26 protein-coding genes and 2 pseudogenes are annotated in these 23,968 nt (G+C 66.8%); 10 read left to right on the top strand and 18 right to left on the bottom strand.

Annotated elements, in window-relative coordinates; genetic code table 11:
* Positions 1 to 54: 54 nt before the first annotated feature.
* Positions 55 to 1,059, top strand: a pseudogene (locus DEJ49_RS33625) (amino acid permease); the annotation flags it as partial.
* On the opposite strand, the gene DEJ49_RS33620 reads toward DEJ49_RS33625, so the two are convergent.
* Positions 1,037 to 2,926, bottom strand: a complete 1,890-nt coding sequence (locus DEJ49_RS33620) for a recombinase family protein (RefSeq protein WP_223833259.1) — start codon at positions 2,924 to 2,926, stop codon at positions 1,037 to 1,039. The pseudogene DEJ49_RS33625 and the gene DEJ49_RS33620 sit on opposite strands and share 23 nt — an antisense overlap.
* 111 nt (positions 2,927 to 3,037) lie before the next feature.
* A complete protein-coding gene (locus DEJ49_RS33615; RefSeq protein ID WP_150187603.1) occupies positions 3,038 to 3,217 on the bottom strand; it encodes a hypothetical protein in 180 nt (59 codons plus the stop codon).
* Positions 3,218 to 3,586: 369 nt separating this feature from the next.
* Here DEJ49_RS33615 and DEJ49_RS33610 point away from each other — a divergent pair, with 369 nt between their 5' ends.
* Entirely contained in the window at positions 3,587 to 4,279 is a 693-nt protein-coding gene (locus tag DEJ49_RS33610; RefSeq protein WP_150187602.1) for a hypothetical protein, read from the top strand.
* On the opposite strand, the gene DEJ49_RS36170 is transcribed toward DEJ49_RS33610, so the two are convergent.
* Positions 4,248 to 4,415 (bottom strand): hypothetical protein, encoded by a 168-nt coding sequence (locus DEJ49_RS36170; RefSeq protein ID WP_190329536.1) that lies wholly within the window; start codon positions 4,413 to 4,415, stop codon positions 4,248 to 4,250. The two genes, DEJ49_RS33610 and DEJ49_RS36170, sit on opposite strands and share 32 nt — an antisense overlap.
* 1,020 nt (positions 4,416 to 5,435) lie before the next feature.
* Here DEJ49_RS36170 and DEJ49_RS33605 point away from each other — a divergent pair.
* From DEJ49_RS33605 to DEJ49_RS33585, 3 genes are all read left to right on the top strand, one after another.
* Positions 5,436 to 5,615, top strand: coding sequence for a hypothetical protein (locus DEJ49_RS33605; RefSeq protein WP_150187601.1), 180 nt, complete (start codon positions 5,436 to 5,438; stop codon positions 5,613 to 5,615).
* 674 nt (positions 5,616 to 6,289) lie between these two features.
* Positions 6,290 to 7,042 carry a DUF6879 family protein gene (locus DEJ49_RS33590; RefSeq protein WP_150187598.1) on the top strand — a complete coding sequence of 251 codons (753 nt, stop codon included), beginning with the start codon at positions 6,290 to 6,292 and terminating at the stop codon, positions 7,040 to 7,042.
* A 13-nt stretch (positions 7,043 to 7,055) separates the two neighbouring features.
* Entirely contained in the window at positions 7,056 to 7,907 is an 852-nt protein-coding gene (locus DEJ49_RS33585; RefSeq protein ID WP_150187597.1) for a helix-turn-helix domain-containing protein, read from the top strand.
* A 130-nt stretch (positions 7,908 to 8,037) separates the two neighbouring features.
* Here DEJ49_RS33585 and DEJ49_RS36165 read toward each other — a convergent pair whose 3' ends face one another.
* The 3 genes from DEJ49_RS36165 to DEJ49_RS33575 all read right to left on the bottom strand — a co-directional run bounded on the left by DEJ49_RS36165 (position 8,038) and on the right by DEJ49_RS33575 (position 8,743).
* A complete protein-coding gene (locus tag DEJ49_RS36165) occupies positions 8,038 to 8,214 on the bottom strand; it encodes a hypothetical protein (protein ID WP_190329535.1) in 177 nt (58 codons plus the stop codon).
* 49 nt (positions 8,215 to 8,263) lie between these two features.
* Positions 8,264 to 8,464, bottom strand: coding sequence for a hypothetical protein (locus DEJ49_RS33580; protein ID WP_150187596.1), 201 nt, complete (start codon positions 8,462 to 8,464; stop codon positions 8,264 to 8,266).
* Positions 8,465 to 8,530: 66 nt separating this feature from the next.
* On the bottom strand, positions 8,531 to 8,743 hold the full coding sequence (locus DEJ49_RS33575) for a hypothetical protein (protein WP_150187595.1): 213 nt from the start codon (positions 8,741 to 8,743) through the stop codon (positions 8,531 to 8,533).
* Positions 8,744 to 8,838: 95 nt separating this feature from the next.
* Between DEJ49_RS33575 and DEJ49_RS33570 the strand changes: the two genes are divergently transcribed.
* On the top strand, positions 8,839 to 9,033 hold the full coding sequence (locus DEJ49_RS33570) for a hypothetical protein (RefSeq protein ID WP_150187594.1): 195 nt from the start codon (positions 8,839 to 8,841) through the stop codon (positions 9,031 to 9,033).
* A gap of 24 nt (positions 9,034 to 9,057) precedes the next feature.
* Here DEJ49_RS33570 and DEJ49_RS33565 read toward each other — a convergent pair whose 3' ends face one another.
* Complete coding sequence (locus tag DEJ49_RS33565; RefSeq protein ID WP_150187593.1) at positions 9,058 to 9,285, bottom strand: hypothetical protein; 228 nt, start codon at positions 9,283 to 9,285, stop codon at positions 9,058 to 9,060.
* 96 nt (positions 9,286 to 9,381) lie between these two features.
* On the opposite strand from DEJ49_RS33565, the gene DEJ49_RS33560 reads away from it, so the two are divergent.
* Together DEJ49_RS33560 and DEJ49_RS33555 are read left to right on the top strand one after the other, a co-directional pair.
* On the top strand, positions 9,382 to 9,726 hold the full coding sequence (locus DEJ49_RS33560; RefSeq protein WP_150187592.1) for a hypothetical protein: 345 nt from the start codon (positions 9,382 to 9,384) through the stop codon (positions 9,724 to 9,726).
* 1 nt (position 9,727) lies between these two features.
* On the top strand, positions 9,728 to 10,018 hold the full coding sequence (locus tag DEJ49_RS33555) for a hypothetical protein (RefSeq protein WP_150187591.1): 291 nt from the start codon (positions 9,728 to 9,730) through the stop codon (positions 10,016 to 10,018).
* 57 nt (positions 10,019 to 10,075) lie between these two features.
* Here the strand turns inward: DEJ49_RS33555 and DEJ49_RS33550 are convergent, their stop codons facing one another.
* From DEJ49_RS33550 to DEJ49_RS33525, 6 genes and pseudogenes are all read right to left on the bottom strand, one after another.
* Entirely contained in the window at positions 10,076 to 10,264 is a 189-nt protein-coding gene (locus tag DEJ49_RS33550; protein ID WP_150187590.1) for a hypothetical protein, read from the bottom strand.
* Positions 10,265 to 10,425: 161 nt separating this feature from the next.
* Positions 10,426 to 11,010: pseudogene (locus DEJ49_RS33545) on the bottom strand (N-acetylmuramoyl-L-alanine amidase); the annotation flags it as partial.
* A 3-nt stretch (positions 11,011 to 11,013) separates the two neighbouring features.
* On the bottom strand, positions 11,014 to 11,481 hold the full coding sequence (locus DEJ49_RS33540) for a hypothetical protein (RefSeq protein WP_150187589.1): 468 nt from the start codon (positions 11,479 to 11,481) through the stop codon (positions 11,014 to 11,016).
* Positions 11,444 to 11,629, bottom strand: coding sequence for a hypothetical protein (locus DEJ49_RS33535; protein WP_150187588.1), 186 nt, complete (start codon positions 11,627 to 11,629; stop codon positions 11,444 to 11,446). The genes DEJ49_RS33540 and DEJ49_RS33535 overlap by 38 nt, the downstream gene beginning before the upstream one ends.
* Positions 11,630 to 11,633: 4 nt before the next feature.
* Complete coding sequence (locus DEJ49_RS33530; RefSeq protein ID WP_150187587.1) at positions 11,634 to 11,927, bottom strand: hypothetical protein; 294 nt, start codon at positions 11,925 to 11,927, stop codon at positions 11,634 to 11,636.
* Entirely contained in the window at positions 11,920 to 13,020 is a 1,101-nt protein-coding gene (locus tag DEJ49_RS33525; RefSeq protein ID WP_150187586.1) for a hypothetical protein, read from the bottom strand. Before DEJ49_RS33525 ends, DEJ49_RS33530 begins: the two co-directional genes overlap by 8 nt.
* An 80-nt stretch (positions 13,021 to 13,100) precedes the next feature.
* On the opposite strand from DEJ49_RS33525, the gene DEJ49_RS33520 reads away from it, so the two are divergent.
* The gene (locus tag DEJ49_RS33520) at positions 13,101 to 13,307 is read left to right on the top strand and encodes a hypothetical protein (RefSeq protein WP_150187585.1); all 207 of its coding nucleotides are present in this window, start codon (positions 13,101 to 13,103) and stop codon (positions 13,305 to 13,307) included.
* 1 nt (position 13,308) lies between these two features.
* Here DEJ49_RS33520 and DEJ49_RS33515 read toward each other — a convergent pair whose 3' ends face one another.
* Genes DEJ49_RS33515 through DEJ49_RS33495 form a run of 5 tightly spaced genes read right to left on the bottom strand, consistent with a single transcriptional unit; the run spans position 13,309 to position 23,532 of the window.
* The gene (locus DEJ49_RS33515; protein WP_150187584.1) at positions 13,309 to 14,436 is read right to left on the bottom strand and encodes a DUF5047 domain-containing protein; all 1,128 of its coding nucleotides are present in this window, start codon (positions 14,434 to 14,436) and stop codon (positions 13,309 to 13,311) included.
* A gap of 11 nt (positions 14,437 to 14,447) precedes the next feature.
* Complete coding sequence (locus DEJ49_RS33510) at positions 14,448 to 18,359, bottom strand: hypothetical protein (protein ID WP_150187583.1); 3,912 nt, start codon at positions 18,357 to 18,359, stop codon at positions 14,448 to 14,450.
* Between the two features lie 47 nt (positions 18,360 to 18,406).
* Positions 18,407 to 22,849: a hypothetical protein gene (locus tag DEJ49_RS33505; protein ID WP_150187582.1), complete on the bottom strand. Its 4,443-nt coding sequence runs from the start codon at positions 22,847 to 22,849 to the stop codon at positions 18,407 to 18,409.
* Positions 22,850 to 22,855: 6 nt separating this feature from the next.
* Complete coding sequence (locus DEJ49_RS33500; protein WP_150187581.1) at positions 22,856 to 23,149, bottom strand: hypothetical protein; 294 nt, start codon at positions 23,147 to 23,149, stop codon at positions 22,856 to 22,858.
* A 14-nt stretch (positions 23,150 to 23,163) separates the two neighbouring features.
* Positions 23,164 to 23,532 (bottom strand): hypothetical protein, encoded by a 369-nt coding sequence (locus DEJ49_RS33495; protein WP_223833095.1) that lies wholly within the window; start codon positions 23,530 to 23,532, stop codon positions 23,164 to 23,166.
* A gap of 94 nt (positions 23,533 to 23,626) precedes the next feature.
* Here DEJ49_RS33495 and DEJ49_RS33490 point away from each other — a divergent pair, with 94 nt between their 5' ends.
* A complete protein-coding gene (locus DEJ49_RS33490; RefSeq protein ID WP_150187579.1) occupies positions 23,627 to 23,962 on the top strand; it encodes a histone-like nucleoid-structuring protein Lsr2 in 336 nt (111 codons plus the stop codon).
* Positions 23,963 to 23,968 lie beyond the last annotated feature (6 nt).

The following is a 23,968-nucleotide window of genomic DNA, read 5'->3' as shown; positions in this document are numbered from 1 at the left end:
TGGGCCATCATGATCCGCCATCAGCCGACGGCCGTCTGCGAAGAGGTGGAGCTCATGTCGGGACTACGGATGGGACACGGCGTGCTGCGCCGCAAGCCCATCGAGCAGATCGAGGAGACCGAGACGGGGGCGGGCGGCGGACTCGCCAAGTCCCTCGGGCTCTGGCAGCTCACCGCCATCGGGGTCGGCGGCATCATCGGCGCCGGCATCTTCAGCCTCGCCGGGGCCGTCGCCAACGGCACGGCGGGCCCCGCGGTGCTGATCTCCTTCCTGATCGCGGGGGTCGCGAGCGCCGCCGCCGCCTTCTCGTACGCCGAGTTCGCCGGCATGATCCCGAAGGCGGGATCGGCGTACACCTACGGCTATGTGGTGCTCGGGGAGCTGACCGGCTGGTTCATCGGCTGGGACCTGCTCCTGGAGTACACCGCGATCGTCGCGGTGGTCGCCATCGGCATCTCCGGGTACTTCGGCTTCCTCGTCGAGGAGATGGGGGCCGAGCTGCCGAACTGGATGATGGGCGCGCCCGGCACCGGCGACGGGCACAAGGTCGACCTGTTCGCCGCGGTGCTGTGCCTGTTCATCGCGTACCTGCTGACGCTAGGCATCAAGAACGCCGCGCGCTTCGAGATGATCGTGGTCGTCCTGAAGGTGATCGTGGTCCTCGTCGTGATCGCGGTCGGCTTCTTCCACATCGAGACAGGCAACTACGACCCGTTCTTCCCCTACGGGGTCAGCGGCGCGTTCACGGGCGCGGCGACCGTCTTCTTCGCGGTGTTCGGCTACGACGCCATGTCGACGGCCGCCGAGGAGTCCAAGGACGCGCAGCGGCACATGCCGAAGGCGATCCTCTACTCCCTCGCGATCTCGATGGTGCTGTACGTCCTCGCGTGCCTGGTCCTCACCGGGATGCAGAGCTACAAGGACGTCGACCCGGAGAGCGGCTTCTCCACGGCCTTCAAGTCCGTGGGCCTCGGCGGTCTCGCGGACGTCATCGCGGTGGGCGCGATCATCGGCATCCTCACGGTGATGTTCACGTTCATGCTGGGCTGCACGCGCGTGCATGGAAGTGCTCATCACTCCCGAGCAGCAGTTCCGGCATGACCCACAGCCGGACCGTCGTCAAGGGAATGGGCGCCGGGTCGAACGGCTCCTCGCCGGGCGAGTCCGAGAGTCTGGCCATGACGTCGGGCAACACCTCCGGCATCCACTCCAGGGCGACCTTGCGCAGGGCCCCGCCGTCGCCGAACTCCGCGGGGAGCTTCGACCAGGCGACACCAGTACGTGCCTTCTCCAGGATGCCCGCCAGCGCTCGCCGGGGGTCACGCCCCGGGGCCGCGGGGACGATGTCCCGCACCTGCCCCCACGCCCCGTCCGTGAGCGTGGGCACACGGAAGCCGTTCTCACGGAACCAGGCGACCAGGGAACAGCGGGCCCCTGCCTTGCCGCGCGGCGCCGGGCCCGTCATGGTCACCTCGGCTTCGAGCAGTGCCAGGAACCGGGCCTGCTTGTCCAGTGGCATGCGGCCGAAGCGCTCCTGTGCCGCCCTGGCCAGCTCCATCAGATCGTCCGCACGCATGGACGCTTCCGCGGCTTCCGTCTGCCACTGAGCAGTATCCGCGCGCAGCTTCTCCAGGTCGGCCAGTTGCTTGTTGAGCGGGCGTACGGCGTCCGTCGCCGCGGCGACGGCCTCCGCTTCGTCCAGGCCGCGGTCGACCGCCTCACTGACGGCGACGGACCGGGTGACTTTGACGACCTTCCGCTGCCGCTCGATCCTGGCGTCCAGCTCCCGGATGCGGTCCTCGAAGTTCACATCCCGGCTGGCTGCCGCGGTGACCCAGTCGGCCGCTACTTTCTTTAGCCGGTCGAAGTCGCTGAGTTTTGCTCGCACCCTGCGCCAGACGTCCTTCTCGATGGCATCCGCCGGAACCAGCTTGCACTGCGGACCACCGCGGTTGCAGCGGTACTTGGCGGTGCGCTTGCCGGTGGGATTCCATCCCGTGTACGTGCCGCCGCACAGGCAGGTGAACCGCCCGCTGATCGGGTAGACCCGCCCCCGGTTCAGGGCCGGCCCTTTCTCGGCCAGCTTGATGGCCGCCTTCAGCTCTTCCGTCTCCTGGTCCGTGAAGACAGGTGGCAGGTCGATGACGACCGGTGCGCCGTGCAGCGGGGTGCCGTCGCGGGCCAGCTTCGCCTTCGACGCCTTGCGGAAGATCAGCCTGCGGCGCAGGATGGCGTCCCCGGTCAGACGGGCGCGTAAATTGGCGCCCGTCCACGGCAGACCGCTCTGGGTGTACAGCTGCTCCGCATTGAGAAGGTCAGCGGACTGGTCCCAGTTGCGCAGGCGGACGAACAGCTCACGCCCCCGTCGTGCGGCAGGCAGTCCCGCCGGGTCCACGACCAGGCGGCTCTCCTTCTTCTTGCCCATGTTCGCGACCTCGTACGGCCACGGGACATAGCCACCGGTGTATCCCCCGGCTTCGGCGTGCTCCTGCATGCCGCCCTGCGTGCGCGCGCGAGTGCGTGTGTATTCCTTGAAGGCGTAATTCGCCTCTTCGCGCATCTTGTCGCGGCCGTCGTCGGTGGTGTTGTCGATGTCCAGCTTGGCGTCGGCCACGAAGACGTCGTACTTCTCCAGCCCCCACACCCAGGGGTAGTAGGCCTTGTCGACGCGGCCGATCACCCGCCCTTCGGGCACCACGACCACATCGAAGGGGCAGGGCTCCTGCCGCGCCATCTCCATCAGCCGCGTCAGGTCCGGGCGTTCGTCCCACGGGAGGGAACCGGAGACTCCTTCGTCGGCAAAGGTCGCGACGAAGAACCAGTCCTTCTTCTCGATGTGACGCATGCAGCGCTTCACGCCCGCGCCGATGCCGTATCCCTTGGCCTGTTCCTCCGTGCTGACCCGGGCGTAGATGACGGCCCGCATCTGACCGGGCCGTACGCTCCGGGCGGCTGTCTCGATCGCACTCTCAGCGCTTTGCGTCATGGAGATCCCCTCGGCAACCGGCGGTCCTGCGTCCAGCGTGGCGTCGCCCGCTCAGGCCAGCGGCCCGAACAGGATTTCCATCACCTCGCGGTAGGCGAGCGCATTAGAATCCGCCACTTCGATGACCAGATCCACCTTCGGCGCCGGGTCATCGGCGAAATGCCGCCGCAGCCATTCACCGGCCTCGCCGGGCGATATGCCGCCTCCCTCCTCGGGAGTCATGTCCTGCATCACTTCTCCTGACGTCATGCGCATGGGGCGCGATTACGACTGACGCACACGGGAAGTAACTCCTGCTCAGCGGCGCCATCAAAGAGTGCTAAAAGCTGTCGAGTTACTGAGATTTTCATGTCCCGCCGGGGCATGAATTCCCCGGACGTGGATAGCCTTGGTGCACTAGCCAAAGCCTTACTTTCTGTGACTGCTCAACTATCCGGCCGCGGCCCGACGGCTGGGTGACCAGGATTCGTTGTCCGGTCCGGCACATGTGGCCGATGTTGATGCAGTGAAGGAGCAGCGCCGCTAAGGTCAACTCCGCACCGCCGCCAGACGTCTGAACCACTTGAGATCCCTGGCCCATCACGCATGGGAGGATCATCCGTGCCGCCTGCACAGGAGTCGCGCCGACCGGGGCGCCCTCACGAAGACCCTTACCTGTGCAGCGGACGCGACTCGCCCGTACGGTGCGGCGCCTGTGGAGCGCACCTCACGGCCACGGTCCATCAGCGCGGCGCCACGTACGAGGACGGCGGACTGCGCCATCACTACCGCTCGGAGAGATCCGTCAGCGGCTGTGGCCGGACCATCGCCGACGTCCGCGTGCTGGACGCGGAGATCACCGCGATGACCCTGCAGCGGCTCACCGATCCCGAGCAACTGGCCACGATCAGACGGGTGCAGGAGCGCCACCGTGCACTGCGCGAGCCGTACGAGGAAGAGATCCTGCGGCGTGGCAAGATCCGCGCCTACTTCGACCAGCGGCTGGCGAAGGAGGTCATCACCCTGCGAGAGCACGCTGCCTCAGTGGCGGACCTGGATTCGGCAATCGTCTCCGCACGAGAGGCGCTGCGCCGGCTGGACACCATCCCCGTCCCGGATCTGGACGACAAGACGTGCGGGCTGATCGTCACGGGATGGAGCACCGCCAGCGCCTCCGAGCGCTACCGCGATCTGCGCCGCGCCTGGAAGGGTTTCCAGCTCTTCGTGAGGCCCGGCTCCTCCACCGACTCCGCGGAGCAGGTGCGGGCCAGGATCTCGCGGCCTAAGCCGATTCCTCCCGCTCCTCATCGGTGACGGCACTGTCACCGTGCAGCAGGTCACGCAGACATTCGAGATCTTCCACGTCCTCCTGGTCCATGGGCGGCAGTCCGCGCACCATGTCCCGCGCCCACGCCTGGCGGTTGGCTTCCTCGTCGGCCCCGGTCGCCACGCTGCACTCCCCTCGAAGGTTCATCGGGACAGCAGCGGGGTCTGGGCTGCCTTGCGCTGTGGGGTGCGCTCGTGCCCCGGCTTCCATCGAAGGACACGGCCTGAGCCGTCGCCGGGGCGGGATGCGTGCGCCGCGCCGTGATCACTGACACCGTTTAGAGGGACGGGCGACCCGGTGTGATCACGACGCGATGCACGTCACATCGTTCTTTCGCTTGTGCTACCTGAAGTTTGACCATGCGTCACCTTCGTGACTCGGCTCGATAGGCCGTGGCCGCATCCCCTGTTGATCGGGGTCGTACAGCGCCCAGGGATGTGACACCCGACGCTTGGGCTCCGGTCCAGGTGAGTACCGGCTTAGCAATACCCCCGTGTTCTGGTCCGGGTGACCACGCTTTCGCGCGCCCTTCGGGCTATGGGAAAGATCCCCTGTTGTCGCCCACCGGATGGAGGAATTAACCACGCTCGGTGAGGTGGTCCATATTCCTCCGCGTGGTCCGGGTGTCAACGCGTCCCGCAGGAACCACTTCATGATTTTCTGCACCTCCTTGATCGCGGATGGGACGTACCACCCGTACCGGCCACGCGATGTGACACCACGTCAGTGACAAGGGGCGCACGTGACCGGCCTCGGGGGACGGAACCGGCCACGTGCGCATATGCCACGGTTGCACTGTGCACAGGACCGGGTGAGCGTGCGCGTCAGATATATGCGCGCACGGGCAGCACACGGGGTGTGAACGGCGACGCAGAGTGAGAGGCGCCTACGACAGACGACCGTGTCCCCGCTCCCCCAGCAAGAGGAACGAGGACACGTCGGCGCCCCTTGATCAGGGGCAGTGATCCGCAGCAGAGCCCGTACGGGAAGACTGCCGTCCTCCGCTGCGGATCACGCTCTGGGTGGGGTCGCGAAGATGGGGAAGCCGGGGCTGTCCGGCGGGTGCTCGTCCAGCGGGATCATCTGGAACCGCTGGCGGCATGCGGTGCACATCCGCACCAAACGCCCGCCTGCCGAGTTGGAATGCTCCAGCGCCACCGGCACCGGCTCGTCGACCGGGTCCTCGCACCCCCGGCACCCGGCGCTCACGACGGCCGCCAGGGCGCCCTGGGGATCCTGCGCGTTCCTCCGTGGCTGCAACCGTGGTCGCAGCGCCGGACGAAGATGGGCGGCTCGGTCGGCGGCCGCTTGCCCGGGGCGTAGGCCTCGATTCCGTCGCCGGGGCACAGACTGCACATGCCCACCTCGCACTCGGGTGACAGCTCCCTGGCCGCGGGCTTGGTCCTCATGACGGCCTGCCAGCGGGAGGCCGAGCGGACGCTACGCGCAGAATCTCATCCCCGCGGGCCGCACGGACATGATCGGCGTCGGCGTCCCACTCCAGACCGCCGCCAGGGGGGCGCAGCTGGACACGGCCGGGCCCCAGGCTGTCCATGACGCGTCCCAGGCGCTGGCGCACCGTATCGATAACCAGACTGCCTTTCTCCCACTCACTGTCCACTTCGAGGACCCCCTCGCCGGAGATGTTCAGCCAGCCGTATGGCCACATCGGCGCGGACGCACCCCAGCTGGACCAGACCCAGGTACGGCGACCCGAAATCCACACCGAGAGAGGGGAAGATGATCCCCGCCTCCCCGAGCGCTGCCCTCAGCGTCTCGGTCGCCATGTACGGGTCGGCTTCCTGCGGTTCGTGCGTAGTGGCCATGACCAGGACGGTAGGGAGGCAGGAGTGGTGGCCGCGAGGCACTATGCGCGATTATGCGCGGCGGTTGGCCGGAAATGCGGCTGCATGCGCGCGGGTTCGGCGAGACGCTGTACCGCAGATATCGATGCCGCCCGATGCTGAACGGATCACCGTCCAGCGAAGGGAACGGTCATGCGGCATCTGCGCTTCAACGGCACGGGCAGCGGCGTCAACGGCTGCCCCGCCCTCCATGAAGACCTTGAGACCGGTGAGATCATCGTGCACGGCCCCCCGGTCACCGACCCGGAAGACCTTGCCCAGCTCCGGCACTTCGGAGCAGGCGAGACAGCGATCGTCGTACCACCGCAACTGCTGGTGGACTTCGGCCCCAAGGAGGTTCAGCGCGTGCCGGACATCATCGGTCTCGACGAGTTCGACCGGCTGTTCACGCAGTTCGAGCACACCGCCTGGCGCTTGGAGACGCGGCGCCGGTACGCGAGCGACGAAGGAACGGACACCTATGCCCAGTTCCTCGCCGGCCGCCCGGTGGACTGGGACGGCGTCGATGCCGCGTGGTGCAAGGAGCGGCGCGAACAGACCGCACTCGGCAAGACCTTCGGCCGCGTGCGGATCATCGACGAGCCGCCCACGCCTGGGCAGCTCTACCTGCTCGACAACGCGCGCAGGAACAGCGCGGTCGGCGAAGACATCCGGAGCCTGTGGCGCCGCGATGCCGACCGGCTGAACCTTCCGGCAGAGGACTTCTGGATCTTCGATTCCCGGCTGGTCGCCCTGCTCAACTTCGATGACGACGACAACCTGCAAGACGTCGAACTCATCACCGAACCGGTGGCAGTGAACCGGTACGCCCAGGCGCGGGACGCGGCGATGCACTACGCCGTCCCCTATCAGGAAGCCGCGGCCCGGGTGGTCGCGGAGAAGTAGCGAGAGTGATGCGGTGAGTACCGACTACCAGCAGGCACGAGAAGCACTCGGACTGCGGCTGCGGGACTTGAGAGTCAACGCCCCTGGTAGTCGGCTCACCGGTAGCGAGCTGGCCGAACGCGCCGGATGGGCGCAGTCGAAGGTCAGCCGCCTGGAGCGCGGCCAGCAGACGGCGACAGCCGAGGACTTGGAGGCCTTCGCGAAAGGATGCGGCCAGCCGGAAGCAGCCGATGAACTCAAGGGGATGCTGCGCAGCATAGAGTCCCGGATCAGGCCGTGGCGCCGCCAGCTCGCGGGCGGACACCGCACGGTGCAGCAGGTGCACAACCGGGAACACGCCGCCGCCAAGCTCTTCCGGGGCTGGGAACCGGCCATGGTCATGGGGATTCTCCAGACCCCGGATTACGCCCGCGCCATCTTCCACCGGTACGCGGAACTGCAAGGCACACCCCAGGATGCCGAAGCCGCGGTGCGTGCGCGCATGAGGCGCCAGGAGACGCTGTACGACTCCACCAAGCGGTTCCACATCATCATGTGGGAGGCGGCGCTCCAGGCCCTCATCTGCCCGCCGTCGGTGCTGGCCGCACAGCTCGACCGGCTGACCGGTGCGATCGGGCTCGACACCGTGGAGCTGGGGATCGTCCCGCTGACGGCATCCCTGAAGATCCCGCCCGCCACGGGCTTCTGGGTGTACGACGACCAGCGCGTGATCGTGGAGACGTGGCACGCAGAGCTGTGGGTCGACGAGGCAGCGAACGTCCGCACGTACCTGCGCACCTGGGCAACCCTGCGCGAGTCCGCCGTCTACGGCGCCGACGCCCACAACATCATCAACGCCGCCAGACGGGCGCTGACGGCGCGGTAGTGGCCCGGCGGACTGATGACCACTGGAGAGAGGCAGCCGCACGCCGTAGTGGAGCGACGCAAGCACTGCACAGAGGTCGCGGCCCCGTTCCGCCGGGCACGCCCCGACCGTACGCGCCGCCGCTCCATGATCACCATGCGGCACGGACGTTCGGGGTGTCACCCGTTCGCGACGGCACCCGCGCGGCCAGCTCGCTCAGCAGCCGCTCCGCTTCCGCGTCGCCGCTCGCCGTGGCGCGGGCGAGGACGTCCATGACGTCGTGGGCTTCGGCCAGCGTCAGCAGCGGCAGGCACGTCTCGTCATCCATGCCCGCACCGTAGGGCAGCGGGCCAGAGAATAGGTGCGCCTGTGGATATTCAGGACTGGCGCCCGGTGATCCGTCCGTGCTCGATACCCGCGCGCACCGCTGCGGCCACGTTGACGGCCTGGTCCACCGTCAGCCCGTCGGCAGCGCGCCAAAACGTCTCCACCACCTCAAGATCCGCCCACGGCAGTTCGATGCCGCGCCTGTTCAGGGCTGCCTTCAGCTCCGCCGCGAATGCGGGATCAATATCCATGCTGAGATCTTCCCCGATCAACGCAGGGGCGGAAGCCCGAATCACTCAACCCGCCACAGGGATGTACTACGCCGCCTCGTACTCGTGTGCGCGCCCGCCGCGCCAGTGGATGAGCTTCGAGTCCCCGAGCACCAGGGCCTCGGCATCCTCCAGGCCGGCCCGGCGCAGAAACTCGATCAGATCGCGGTCGTCGTGGGCCAGCCCCAGGATGGCGGTGCCCACGGTGACGCGGCGGCCGCCGCTCGGGGAGGGGCGGTGGACAACTATCTCGGGTGCCATGTCTCCAGGGTGCGACGCCCGGCACGGCGTCGCACGTGCAGTGGCCACCGGTCAGGAGCGGAGTACCGTCGATGGGCAAAAGGGGAGGGGGCGGCATGGGTGAGATTCCACGGAGCCGCGACGCGAAGCACCCGTTCCTGCGGCAACTGATCACGCCCTTCTACCGGACGCGGATGGGTGCGGCCAAGCGCCGGACCGCCACCACGAAGGAGAACGTGGGCAAGATCAAGAAGGCACGCAGCGACCGGGCCTACATCAAGCAGCTCAAGAAGGACGGCACGCTGAAGTAGGGCATGCGAAAGAGCCCCCGGCCCTCACCGGACCGGGGGCTTCGCGTCGCCGGGACGCTCGGGAAGCTTGGCGCCGGGCATGCCAGCGAACCACGCCCACAGCTGCTCCGTGACCTTGGAGCGGTTCGAGCCCGCCGCTGCGACAGCACCGTCGAAGGCCGCCTTCACCTCGGACGCGACGCGCACCGAAGCCCCTTCGCCGCTGCCGGTCGCAGGGCGTCCGCGCTTCTTCGGGCCGTCGGTTTCTGTCATGCAGAAAATCATGGCGCACCCCCTTGACGGTGACAAGACCTCGCAGAATTCTCGTAATACAGAAAAGGAAGCACCCGCCGCCTGTCAGGGGGGATCATGAGCGTCACACTCAGCAGGACCGTCACGTACCGCGCCTTCGACTTCAGGGACGAGGTCCGCATCTACCGCGCCCGCGAGGACGGCACGATCGTCCCCGAGCCCGTCGAGGTGTGCCCGTTCCCGGATCACCCCGAAGCGCCGCTCGCGACCATGACCCTGCATCAGTGCCGTCGCAATGACGCACTGGGCATGTACTGGCACATCACCGGAGCCTGGACGGTGCAGGAAGCCGACTTCCGTACCCCGGGCGTCCCGCTTTTCGGCCGACCGGGGATCGAGGGCACCACGGTGCGCCGCTGGTACGAGGGCAACGCCAGTCTCGTCGAACTGTGCAGGCGCTGACGTGGCCTCGCCTGCGATACATGCCCTGCGCGCCCAGGGCAGAGCCGCCGGACTGCCGCGTCTCGACTGGACGACGACGTGCGCAGGCGCCGCCCTCGGCCACGCCAACTCCGGCGAACCGGCGAAGGACCGCGCGGCGTTCGAGCAGTGGGCCGATCACCTCGGTGCCACGCGGTGGCGCGAGACCAGGAGCGATGAGTACGTGCTGCTTCGCGCGACCGTCACAGCAGACGGCGAAGAGGGCCCGAGCGTCGTGCTGGTCGCCAACATCTACGCGCCGGAGTCCTCCTGATTCCACGCGAAGAAGCCCCCTTCACCCGAAGGTGAAGGGGGCTTTGCTGCGCTCGGATCACAGACCCTGCGGGCCCTGCGGCTTGTTCGGCACGGCCCAGGTCAGACCCCAGGCGGCGAGCACCGCGGCCACTGCCGTGAGCCCTTCCTGCGTGCTCAGGGAGCCGTCGGCCATCGCCGTGGCGAGCGACGCGGCGCCTGCGGCCAGTCCGGCGACGACCGCCTTGGCGTACTTCGAGACCTTCATGACTGCCTCACTTCTGGGATCTTCAGTTCCTGACCGGGGTAGATCCGGTAGGGGGACTTGAGGCCGTTGGCCTTGGCGATGGCCATCCACGGCACGTCGTACAGCGCGCTGATGCTGGCCAGATGCTCGCCGGGACGGACCGTGTGGGGCGGACGCGCTGCCAGGCGGCGCTTCACCCGCTCGCGCATCCCGCCCATGGTGAAGCCGCGCGGATCGGACTTGCCCGGCTGCCACTCCAGGTGACCGATGACGGACCGCTCGGACCAGCCATGCGCGCGGCATAGCGCGGCGGACGCCTTCTCGATGGCCTCCAGCTGCACGGCCGGCCAGGGGTCGCGGCCGTCCCCGAGGTTCTCGCACTCGAAGCCGTAGAAGGCGCGGTTGCCGTCGGTGTTCGCCTCGTTGTCGGCGGGCAGCGGCTTCTCGGCGACAACCGCGCGCAGCACGTCGTCGTCGCCGAGGCCCGCGTGGTTGGCGCGGCCGTAGCCGACCAGATGGACGCGGCCGTCCTTGGTGATGACGCCGTGGCAGAGCGGGCCCGGAAGCCCCGCGTAGCCCCGGTAACAGATCTCCACCGTGCGGGCGCTGCCCTGGGTCACCGTGTGATGGATCATCACGCCGTGCACCGGACCCCACGGCCCCATGTGGTTGCGGTTGTGGGTGCGCCAGTCGCCATGCTGGACGACGACCAGGCCTTCGCCCTTCAGGGCGGCGAGAAAGTCCGCGGCGGACAGGGGGGACGACATGGGCTATCCCTTCGGACTTGGCCCGGACCACGACTTGTCGCCGTCCGCGAAGGACTTGCAGTCGAGCACCCGGTAGCCGTCTTCGATCACTTCAAAGGCGTGGTCGTACGCCTTCGGGTCCGGCGCCGCCTTGCGGCCCGCCGCCGACTTGGAGTCGCGAAAAAGTTGATAGAGCGGACAGAGCGCCTTCTGCCGGGTGTCGGACTGCGAGACGTCCAGGCGGTGGGTCAGTTCGTCGATGCGGTCGGTGTTGCCGTCGACCCGGACGTAGCCGAAGCCCATGAGCACCGTGAAGGCCACATCCAGCAGCATGCTGCCGATCAGGAGAACGACCGTGCGGTCCGTGCGCCGCATCCTGCGGGAGACCTTCGCGAACTCCTTGCCGCTCTCCCCGCTGAGCGCCTTCGTCTCTTCGATGAGCTGCGTCGCCAGTTCAGTCAGCCGCTTCAGCGGCTCCGGTTCCTGAGTCACCGTCGTCCCCCGATTCGCTGCGCAGCAGTGCCGCCTTGGCTGTCAGTTCCTCTGAGAAGGCCGCCAGCCGTGCGGCCATGCGCAGCAGGTCTTCGCGCAGCTTCTCCGAGGCGGTCAACGGGGAATCTCGCGTGTGGTCCTGCGACATGAGATCAACTCCGTCGGACTGCGGCGCGTGCGTCCTCGATGGCGCGATTCGCGTCGACGATCGCCTGCGCAGCCGTAGTGATGGTGGCGACGTACTCACTTCTCACCGTTTCGTTGAGCTTGCGCAGCTCTTCTTCGAGCCGGTCCGCGCGCTGCGTCTCACGGTCCAGGGCAGCGCTCAGGCGGACGTACAGCACGCGTACCGCGGCGATGGCCAGCAGCGCGATGACGCCCACGGCGCCGTACTGCACCAGGACGCTGCTGGCAGGGTCGGCGGCGTCAGCGGCCGATTCAGTCAAGGAAGTACTCGATGCCATTGAAAGAGATCCAGACCGGGTCAGTGACCGTCAGCGTGTGCGTGTGGCTGCCCAGCGTGTGGCTGTGCGCCTCGGTCCCCGTCGTACCGCCGGGCTGGCCGGCCGTCGCCGACCCGTGTTTGTGCGTCGTCTCGTTGATCGAGTGAGAGTGATTGTTCACGCTGGTCGTGCCGCCTGGCTCCCCGTCGGCCGCCGATCCGTGTTTGTGCGTTGTGATCGGGATGGTATGGCTGTGACCCGAGGCGCTGTTCGTGCTGCCGCCGTGGTTGTGATCATTGTTGGCGATGCCATGGGTGTGCGACCCCTCGCTCGACACTCCCCCGCCGTGGTCGTGGACGTTGTTCTCCATGCCGTGGGAGTGGGACGACTCGCTGCCCGTGTTGCCGCTCGCGGCCTCGGCGGTCGGCACGGTCGTCCCGCCGACCATCACCACCGTGCCGTCCGTCTCGAAGTGCAGCTTCACGGTGGTGGCACCGCCCGCCTCCGAGCGGCCCGCGTCGACCGGGACGCGCGCCAGAGGGCGGTATCCGGTTGCGAGCGGCGTGCTCACCGCCACGGTGCCGCTCGACCGGGCGGCCACGCCGCGCCACTGCATTTTCGGTGAGCCGTTGTCCCAGATGCGCCGGTACCTGACCTGTCCCCCGCCGTTGCCGTTGTGCGTCCAGCCTGCCCCGAGCGTGACGACCGTCCAGGAGGTTGCGGAGTACGCCGCGGCGATCTTGCCGAGGGCGACCAGGTCGGTGCCCTGCTTGATGATCAGCGCGGTGTCGCCGACGACCGGCACGTAGCTCTCGATGGAGCGGATGCCGTCGATGGTTGTGGTGGTGTCGCCGCTGATCTGCACGCTGAGCGTCGGCGGGCTCGCGGTGTCGGCGATGGCGGTCACGGTGCCCTTGCGGATCGTCGCAGGATCGAAGTCCAGCAGCGTCTGCTTCGCGATCTCCGCGGCCAGCTCGCGGATCGCCTGGAGCTGCGCCGCCGCGGCGGCCTCCGCTTGTGCCGCGGCGTCCTGCGCGGCGGCTTCCTCGGGAGTGACGGGCGGCTCGGACGGGACGGACTCGTCGGGGGTACTCATGCGCCCCCCGCTCGCCCCAATTGACAGTTTCTTGATTCAGGAGAAAGGTGCCGCGCAGTAGCAGTTACGGGGGAAATACCATGACGGGAACCTTGATTCTTCTAGTCCTGCTGGGGCTGGCGATAGTGATTCCGCTGGGGCTGTGGTGGATGTCGACCGACAGCGGAGCAACACGCTTCATTCTGGGCCTGGTAATAACAGGGGTCACCCTGTCTGTCAGTGCAGCCGGAAACCAGATGCTGCACGCGGATCAGCAGAAATCCCGCCCGCACAGCACGTACCCGTGAATCAACCCCCCGCCGTCCGCTTCTGCCGCAGCGTCAGGGACTGCGTTCCCTTCGCGTCCAGGGGCACGTTGAAGGAGTCGACCGCGTACAGGCCGCTGACGTGGCTGCGCTCGCGGACCACCTCGATGACGGCACCCGCCTCGTACGCAGGATTCACGATGCCGGTGATCGAGAGCTGCGCGCTGAAGCCGAGCAGGTTCCGCAGAAGCTGGTCCGCGGTGGCCTGCGCCTCTTCGGCGGTCTTGATGAGCTGGTCCGTGAGGAACATCGGCACTTCGCCGTACGGACCCAGGTGGTACGTGGCGCTGGTCGGCTCTTCGTCCCACGCCACCGCGCGCACCGGGGGCAGTTCGTCGCCCGGCGACTCCCCCGTCAGGACGACGCCGTTGTAGCCGGGCTCGTCCGTGAAGACGCGGGAGAGATCGAGCAGCTTGCCCTGCCCCGGCATGTACTGGAAGTCGGGCGAAGGCAGGGCGTCAATGTCGACGGGCGGGGCGATGACGACCCAGCCCTCCACGTCAAAGTAGATGTCACAGCCGAGCGAGGTGGCCAGCTCGGTGACCGCCTCCCACGGGTCGTCGCCGACGTCGTACAGGCGCGGTGCCGTCGTGGTCCTGGTCGTGCTGATCGCGTCGTAGGACAGGTCCGGGAAGGTGCGTTCCAGGATCGCCTTGATCGCGTCGACGATGTTCGTGCCCTCAGCGATGACGTACGGGCTGACGAACTTGTCCCTGGCCACGGTGCGGCTCAGGTCATAGGCGTCCAGCTGGATGTCCGGTGATCCGCCCGTGCCGTCGGAGACGCTGACCTTGGCCAGGCGGAAGACGCCGAGCGGCAAGACGTCCGTCGTGCCGTCGCTGTACCGAACGCCGCGGTAGGGGCGCAGTTCCGTCCCGTAGGGAGTGAGCAGGCTGGCGGGGCCCTCCGGGACCAGCGTGCCGAGCGGATCGACGCAGGTGGCTTTGCAGGTGCGCCGCACGCTCGCCGTGCGGTCGCAGTTCACCTCTCCCCCGGTCGCGGGCAGACGCATCCGCTCCTGCGTCGGAGAGATCACGTCGATGTAGGCGTAGACCTGGTGACTGCGCCTGATCTCCGCGAGCAGGCGGGCCGATGCGCGCTGGACTGCCATCGGCCCGCCTCTCAGGACTCAGGGGCGGCCACCTGCACGAAGGTGACTTTCACGAAACGGATCGGATCGACGAAGCGCTGCCCCGAGACCTGCACTTCGGCCTGAATATCACCGACCGCGCGGACCCACCAGGCGTGATCCACGTTGGTCTGGAGGAACAGCGTCCGGCCCGACCGCAGAAGGGCCCGCAACGGCGCGTACTCCTCCCGCTTGAGGATCAGCGTCAGCTCGATTGCGTCGCCCTTGTAGCCCTCGGACAGCACCACCGGGTAATCCTCACCGAGCGGCTGATACATGACGCTCGTGCCCGTCGTCCCGACCTGCAGCGGCTCCGCTTTGACGCGCAGCGAGATCGCGGTCCGCGTGCTGATGTCCTTCAGCCACCAGTTCACGGCGGTCAGCGAGACCTCATCCGACGGCGGGCCGAAGCCGCTGACGAAGCGGTCGCCGGCCAGGCCGTACGAGATGGTCTGCGCCCGGTAGCGCCGGTTGACCAGGGGGATGACGGTGTCGTCCGTGTACGTCGCGACGCCGCTCAGCGGGTCGTACACGGGCGGGCTCGCGGCGATGCCAGGCAGTGCCTGCCACTCGCCGTACCCGCTGCCGTCATCGTCCTGATACTGCAACTCAGGAACGTGCCAAACGGCATGCGTGCTGCGTCCCGTCCCGTTGCGCCACACCGACGACGACCCGAGCAGGATGCCGACGCGGTCGAAGTAGACCAGGTCGCTGACTGCGCGGTCCGTGACCGACACCTCGCCCTTGATCCGCGTCGTGCCGTCGGGGACCGCGAAGGTCCCCGCACTCTTCACCCAGGTCGTGGCGTTAAAGCTCGTGCCCTGGATCGTCTGGCTGCTGATCAGCTGGTTGGCACGGTAGAAGTACAGCGTCAGGTACGGAGTGCCGGACGTGCTGCCCAGGAACCCCGACGTGAACGTGACCTTGCTGCCCGCCAGTTGCATGATCGCCGGATCGATGCCGGAGACATCGACCGCGTCCGGCATCGTCGCCACCGTCTTGCCCGCGACCAGGGGGACGGCCGGTTTGATCAAACCGATCCAGCTCGCAGCGCTGTTGATATCCGTGCCGCTGCCGGGGGTGAAGCTCGCCGTGACCGACGTCGCGCCTACCGGCACCACACCGTTGCTGTCGTAGATCCCCGTCGTCAGCCACGGGTCCGTGCTGCCCGCCGTGCTCTCGTTGCGCTCCGTCTCGTTGGCACCGGGAGCGGGTGCGCTGGGCAGCGGCTTGATGATGCCGACCCAGGAAGCGCCCGCATACCAGTTGCGATCCAGGTACCCGGTCCGCGAGTGCGAGCCGGTGCCGACCGGGCCGTTGGAGTCGGCCATCATCAGCGTCGCCGTGCGGTAGCTGTACCAGCTGACCTGATACTCAGCCGAGGTGTCCGACCGCTCCGTCACCTCCGAGGTGTAGCCCCAGCCTGTGTAGTAGTCGCCGGACGCGCCGAATGCGGAGATGCGCCAGGCACGGCTGTCGGTGTTCGTGACCGCCGCGGTGTTGATGCTGTTACCGCTGCCGCTCTGCGAGGTGTTCTCCGCGATGAACTGGTTCGCGGCCGTGTCGGCATTCCGGTACGCGCTGACCTGCGTGACGATCGGCTTCACTGTGGCGCTGAGCGTGCCCGTCCAGCTGCTGGGCTCGCTGCTGCCCGCGGTGCGCTTCAGCACCGCGAAGCGCAGACTGGCCGCGCCATCGGACTCCGTGATCTGCCGGACGACCGTCCAGCCGGACGGTGCCGTCAGCGTGGCGATGACCGTGTCACTGATCGCCACGGTGGCCACCATCAGGTCACCCGAAACGATGCCGCTGGGTCGGTTGATGACGTACGACGTGCTGTTGCTGGTCGTCGTCCAGGCCGTGCCTTTGCCGACGTAGGCGATGTCTGCGGAGCTGGTCGGCGGCGCGATGTTGGCGATCATCGAGCCGCCGCCCGCGTTGTCGCTCACCGCAAAGGCAGCCACCCTCCACGCGTTCACGTCCGAGTTCGTGACCACCGCAGAGGTCATGTAGAGCGGCGTGCCGGTGGCGCGCGTCAGCACGCCTTCGGCAACGAACTGGTCCGCGGCATCCGCCGCACCGCTGTACGCGACGACGCAGGCGTACCGGCGCGTGGACGCCACGCTCAGGCTGCCGTCCGTCCAGGTCGACGGCTCGCTGCCACCCGCGGTGCGCTTCAGGACGAAGAGCGCCGTGTCCGTCGACCCGTCATCGATCGAGGCCGTGTTGACGGCCGTCCAGCCTGCGGGCGGCGTGATCGTGCTGTGCTGGTTCGAGCTGACGAAGGCCAGCATGAGATCGCCGGTCGTGACTCCGACCGGCCGGTTCAGCGTGAAGTCCGTACCGCTGGTCGGCGACGTGAAAGCCGTGCCCGTCGCACGGAAGGCGAGCGAGGGCGTGATGCCGGTGTAGGTCAGCCGCTTCGTCAGCGTGCCGTGCGACCCAGTGCCGGTCACCGCGACGCGGCTGATCGAGCTGCCCGCGCCGGCCACCCAGTTGTCGCCAACCGGGTCGTCGCCCGTGGCGCTGAACGCGCTCAGGATGTTGCGGCTCGTGTGGCCGCCGTCGGACCAGGGCGCATTGGCCCCGTACATCAGGCCGACGTGATCGGCGTGATGTACTTCCCCATTCGCGGGGCTCGTCACCTCGATCTCGACACGTGCGTACGCAGTCGTCGGCGGGGACGTGTCGCTCGCCTTCACCTCCGTCCACGTGCTGGTGGCGTCTGTGCCGGTGCCTGTGATGGTGCCCGCAACGGCGGTGTACGTGTCGTCGTAGAAGCGGCACCGGACGGCGACCGAGCGCGCCGTGACGGCCGCCCGGAGCTGCGCCCGCACCGTCACCGGGGAGTCCGGCGCCAGCTCCACGAAGGGGCTCAGCACGGACATGGTGGCCGCGCTGGACGCGGTCATCTTCAGCGAGGCCACGCCCGCGTAATAGACACTCGTGTCCTGCACCGCTGTGCAGTTGGTGGTGACGTACTCCGGGGCGTCGGTCAGGGTCTCGAAGTCAGCCGACTGCACACTCAAGAGGTTCGAGCTGTCCCGCAGGGTCAGCGCCACGGCGGACGCGTAGCTGTCCGGGACGACGCTGACCACACCGATGCCGGGGGTTCCACTCACGGTGTTGTCGTCACCGGGCACGCCGGGCGAGGGGCCCTGCACGGTGAAGGAACGGCCCACCCAGACGCTCTTGGCGCCGAAGCTGGAGTACACCCGGACGTACACGGAGTACACGTCAGGGTTGATCGAGGTCGGCAGGGTGAGGGACGTGATGTCACCCTCGACCGTCGCCTGGTACTGCGGGGGCGTGCTGTTCGGGCTGAAGGTCGACTCTGCTGTCTGGATCGCGGTGAAGATGCGGTACTCAGCCTTCGCCTGCGGATCACCATCCACTTGGCTGTACGTCCAGCTGATGACCGGGCTCGGGGTGAGCACGGTGCCGGTCGGCGCCTCGACTGTGACGGTAGGCCTGACCCGGTAGTTGATCTGCACCCACACCTTGTAGACGCGGATGCAGTGCAGTGACGACGCATAACTGAACACCTGGCAGAGCAGCTTGTTCAGGCGATGGATGTCCCAGGGGTGTCCGAGCGGGTCCCGCTGGTAGGTCGCCACCTCGTAGTCTTCGATCGTCTGCGTCAGCGGGATGGTGCGCGAGGTGAATCGCGAGGTGTCATCGAGGCAGGACACGTTGATGGTCAGCGTGCGGTTCTGGCCGTCCATCTTCCGCGCCCGGACTTTCACCGTGACGGATGTGATGACCGCGCCCTCCGGCACGGTGCCGATGTCGACGGGAAACCTGACGCAGGCCCGGCCCTTGTGCGGCGGGTTGTAGCAGTAGCGGCTGTCGTCATCGTTGTTCCAGCAGTGGAAGAGCCGCGAGACCCCTGACCCAACCAGCACCCAACCTTCGTTACGAAAGTCGTCATTGCAGATGTGGGCCAGGGAAGTCACGGACGCCTCCCGACTCCTTGCTTGATCGCCATAGTCAGCTGGGGGATGGTCTCCCGCTCCAGGCGGTCGACGACGCCGTGGTCGGCACGGCCAGTGATCGGGATGTTCACCTCGACGTTCACGTCACCGCCGCCGCGGCCGACCAGGTCCCGCAAGGTGTCGATGCGCTCACCGCCCCGGAGGTTCATGAACTCCGGGCCGGACTCGCCGACGACCGCCGGGCCGCGGCTCGCCCCCGGTGTCCCGAGGCCGTACCAGTTGTGCGCCTTCTGGAAGTCGTTCGCCCTGGTCGGGGTGCCGTAGCGGTCCTTGATGTAGCCCAGACCCCACTTGATCTGTGTCGCGGGGTTGGTCTTCCAGTCCGCACCGGCCGACCTCATCTTGCTCCCGGGGAGCGCCTGCGGGATGCCGTACGCATCGCTCGTCGGGTTGTCCGCATTCCAGCGCCAGCCCGACTCACGCGTCCACAGGGCCTTCAGCGCCGACCAGTGGGTCGACCAGTTGTAGGCACCCAGCATGCTCTTGGCAATCGCCTGCGCCGCGGCGGGGGACTTGCCGCCAGTGACGGTTCCGCCCTTGTAGGTGTCGGGCCCCTTGTTGGCCAGCCCGTTCAGACCCGCCTGGAAATCCTTCACCTGCTGCGCCGCCTGGGGCGACACCGTCGGGTCGCCCACCGCGATGCCGTGGATGTGCGGCGAGAATCCCTCGGCCGGCGTACGCCGCCAGGCTGCGAAGCCGGACGCGCGCATCGCGCCGACGATCGAGTCCTTGGCCGGTCCGAGGTCGACCGCACCGCCACCGGCATGCGTCCCGGCGGACTGCCCCACGCTGTTGCTGTAGCTGCCCTGGAACATCGTGAAAGCGGTCCTGGCCAACTTGGAGGCGTTCTTCAGCATGGCGGCCGTGCGTTTGTTGACGACCACGCCGCCGTAGGTGACCTTCTCGCCGTCGCCGTCCTTCCACTTGGCCCACGGAATGAAGCCGCCCCCGCTGACGGGAGCGACGTCCATTTCCTTGATCCAGTCCAGGACCGTGTCGCCCATCTTGCGGGGGATGCCGGTGGCCAGCTGCTCCAGTCCGCTGTCATCGCCCGGGATGATCTTCCTGACTGCCGTTTGGGCGGCGCCCACCGCCGCGTTGATCGGCGGCTTGATGACGCCGTAGACGCCTCCCAGGACCACATCCTTCAGGACCTTCAGGGCGTTCTTGATGATGCCGTTCGGGACCAGGTCGGGGCCCCAGTCCGGGCCCCAGGGAGTACCGAGGACACCGCCGCCGTCGTCGAAGCGGTGCTCCGCATCCCCGAAGGCACGCACCTTCGCGCCGCCCATGGCCTGGCTGCGAAGCGCCGCCACGGCCTCATGACCGCCTGCGCCCGCGACCTCCTTCGCCGTCCACACGTGCTCGCCAGCGGACAGGCGCGCGACGATCGAGTCCGACGTCCCCGACCCGGGGCCGTCGACCGGGCCGCCCTTGGCGAAGCCGGGAAGGTGGAATTCACTCAGCTCTTTCGCGCTGAAAACCTTGGCAACGATGTTCCAGAGTTTGACAATTCCACGGTTGTAAACGACGTCCACAATCGCCTGGACGGGCGTGAAAATCATCTTGCGCAGGCCGTCCCAGGCCTTGCCTATCGCCTTGACGGCAGAGTCGAATGCATTCGGGATCGTCTTCGTGAAGAAATCGTGGACCGGATTCCAGAAGGTGTTGCGGAGCCACGTCGACCCGGCACTGAAGATCTCCCGCATCTTGTCCCAGAGCGACGTGGCTGCGGCGGCAATGCCGGTCGCGGTCGTCTGGAAGAAGGTGCGGATCGTCGTCCATGCGGTATTCCATATCGCGGTCACCGCGGTAAGGAAGGCCTGCATTCCGGCCCGGAGCAGATTCCAGCCCGCCTGAGCAATGGCCACGATGGCATTGACGACCGTCTGGAAGATGTTCCGGATCGCCGTCCAGGCGGTGTTCCAGAGATTCTGGAGCGCGGTCAGGAAGACCTGGAACGACGCCTTGAAGGCGTTCCATGCCGTGGTGGCGATGTTCTGGATTGCCGTCCAGGCTGCCCGGAACGCGGCAGTGAAGATGCTGACGAAGGCGTTGAAGTACGCCACCAGAACATTGAGAAAACCCTGCCACGCCACCTTTATGACGTTCCAGATAGCGACGCCAGCATCCTTGATCGCGTTCCAGGCCATTCCCCAGTTGCCGGTGAACACTGCGGTGAAGGTGAGGAAGATTGCGGTAACAGTGGCCCATAGCGCCTGCCACGCCGCCTTGACTACATTCCAGATCCCGGTCGCGATGGTGACGAGGACGTTCCAGGCACTGGAGAATACGGCGCTGAACGTCGCGTAAAACGTGTTCCAGATTCCGGTGACAGTCGCCCATATGACCTTCCAGGCGCCGGTCATAACCGACCAGGCAATCTGCGCGGCACCCGTCAGCCAGGCCCACCCGGTCTGCCAGGCGCCGGACAGAATGGCCCAGCCGACCTGATAGACACTGACCATCGTGGTCCACACGAATTGCCAGGCAGCCGTCATCGCCTTCCACGCAGCGGAGGCCGCGGCAGTCAGGCCCTGCCAGGCGGAGGAGAAGAGCGCCGAGAACGTCGCATAGAAGATGTTCCAGATACCCAGGACGGTGACCCAGAGAGCATTCCACCCGCCCGTGAAGCTACCCCCGAATTCACCCCAGAACAGATTCCACACAAACAGGATCGACTTCCATAGCGCGGACCACGCCATAGAAAGACCGGTCCAAATATTCCGCGCAGCAAGCTGTACCTGCGGCCAGACGGTATTCCACATCTCCATGAACGGGCCGATGAAGCCCTGCCATGCAGTCGTCAGGGCACCCCACACGGAATTCCATGCCGTCGAAAGGCCCCCGAGAAATCCGGCCCAGCCTGCCTGAAGTGCGCTCCAGACCGTCGATGCGGATTCCTTGATCCACCCCCATATCTCGGCCCAGTGCAGGGCTATGAAAGCCAGCACGCCAAGAGGCCCGAGCAACAGGAGGCAGAACTGCCCCCAGCCCTGCGTCAGAAAATCCCAGGCAACGCGGGCAGCCGCCTGTATGGCAACCCACGTAGCGGCCCACGCCACCTTGAGGGCATCCCAGACAACGAGTGCGGCAATCTTGATGGCATTCCACGTGGCATTCCACGCCGTCTTGAAAGCTGCCGTCACGTTGTCCCAGTACTTGACCAGGAAGTAGATCCCTGCCGCGAGTGCGGCAAGTGCCGCCACGACGGCCAGCACCGTGAGCGCAGCGCCTGCTATCAGCAGGAAGAACGGAGACGTCGCGGTCGCGAGAAGCACCGACGCTGCTGCAGCAGCCGTGCAATAGAGGGCATAGGCCTCCAGAGCCAGATTCCAGCCCAGCCAGGCGTACGTAATCGCAGTAATCAGCTCGGGGCTGAGCAGTGAAAGAAGATCCGCGAGAATTCCGAGAACGGTGACCGACTCTTCTGACGTCGACTCCACAGCAACGCCGAGGCTGCCCAGAATGACAACGAGGTCTTTGCAGATACTCTTCAGCTCGGGAGCGCTGTCCAGGAACTTGTTGACAAATCGCTCAAAACCGCCCTCCGCCGCCCACTCCTTCAGCTCCTGAGAGCCGTCGGCCAGCGCTTTGACAACCTTCACTCCGAGAGGCAGGAAATCCCGGAAGCCGTCCCCCAGGGCCGATACGACATTCCTGCCGATGCGGATGAAATCCTTCAGGGCGGGAACGCCGTACTTGAGGACCAGGTCAATGAAGGTGTCGAGCCCCTCGCCGTCCATCCAGTCCGCAAAATCCTGCGCCAGCTTGGTGACCAGAGGAGACACGGCTTTGACGATGGGAACGAATTTGCCCATGTTGCGGCTCACGGCATCCATCGCAATGGAGACTGGAGTCAGCGTGTCCTTCTCTGTCGCCTGAATGAAATCGCCCCAGGCGCTTTTCATCTCCCGCTCGGACTTGATGTACTTCCGTGCGGGCTCCGACAGACCGGCAATCGTCTGGTTGAGAACCTTCTGCGCCTCGGCGACCTTCTTCAGCTGCTCGCGGTATGCCGCCGTGCCCGGCTTCATTCCGGCAAGCGTCGCCTTCTGCCGCTCCAGCGCGTCGGTGGGACCCTTGACCTGAGCGGATACGCTTTTCAGAGCACCGACCAGGGCGCCGCCGAAGATGCCTGCCGCCGCACCCGCGGCCGTCGACGCTGCGGCTATCCCACCGGCAAGCGCGCCCACCGCAGTCGCTACAGGGAGCAGCGCCGGAGCCAGGGCGATAGCACGCGCCGACATGATTTTGAGCTGAGAATTGAAAGGCGTCAGGATGCTGTGCAAAGACCTCGTACTGCTGCCGAACCCATCCATATCCCGACGCGCCCGGCGCATTCCCGCACCGTCGTAGGTCGACGTGATGACGAAAGACAGCGAGGTGATCGTCGCCACGCCACGTCACCCCTCTTCGGACTCACCCCCGTCGGGGCGGTCGTCGTCGGGATGCTGAAGCGCGTACAGCTCATGCGGACGCGGGTAATGCCTCGGTTCCGGCGCCGGGTTCTTCTTGTGCTTCCGGTCCGTGAAGTGCGCGGCGCCCTGCATGCGATTCAAGGTCTGCACCTGTTCATGCAGGCCGGCCAGGACATCCGCGAGATAGCTCTCGTCGAGCGGCCCCGCATAGCGCTCGTATGCCGCCCATTCGGCCAGCTCGTGGGAATCGATCCGGGCGAGGAGTTCGCGCACCGTCATGCCCAGCACCCTGGCTAGCCGGAAGTAGAGAGCCCTTGCGGGGCGTCGTCGAAACCCTCGGTCAGTTCCTCGACATCCGACTCGGAGAAGCCGTTCAGCTTCTGGCAGGCGTCAAAGACGCGGGACAGGGCAGCCGCGCTCTTCTGTCCCAGCGGCTTGATGTCCGGAGGGCTGAACATGAGCTCACCGTCCTTGGTGATCACACATTTGGCGATCAGGCGGGCCCTGAAGTTGGCGAGGTTCTGCTTCTGCTTTCCGCCCTTGGTCTCCACCATCGACTGCTCGAACGCGTCGCGCTGCTCGCCGGTCAGCGTCCGCAGCCGGACCGTGCCGCCCCACTCCGGGACTTCGACGTCCTCCGTCTTGAGGTCGTCAGCCTTCAAGATCTGTTCACGAGAAAGAAGTGCCATCAGAAGCTGCCTTTCGATCACGGGATCGCGGGATTACAGGTAGGGAATGAGGGGGTAGCATTCGGCCATGGCTCAAAAAGTGGTAAGAACCCTTATCGATGACCTGACCGGTGAAGAATCAGAAGAGATTGCGACGCACACATTCGCCGTGGATGGTGTGGGGTACGAGATCGACCTCACGCCGGAAAGCCTCGACACCTTCTTCGAGGCACTGCGTCCCTTCATGAACAAGGGCCGTAAGACGGGCCGCGTGAAGAACGGCTCCAAGGCACGCAAGGCAGCGAACAGCGGCGAGGACACCGCAGCCATCCGCACGTGGGCGCGGGACAACGGGTTCGAGGTCAACGACCGCGGCCGCGTCCCTGCCCCGATCCGCGAGGCGTACGAGAAGGCCAACAGCTGAGAAGCG

Source organism: Streptomyces venezuelae (assembly GCF_008642335.1).
GTDB classification, from domain to species: domain Bacteria; phylum Actinomycetota; class Actinomycetes; order Streptomycetales; family Streptomycetaceae; genus Streptomyces; species Streptomyces venezuelae_F.
This window is presented reverse-complemented; position numbering and strand designations above follow the sequence as displayed.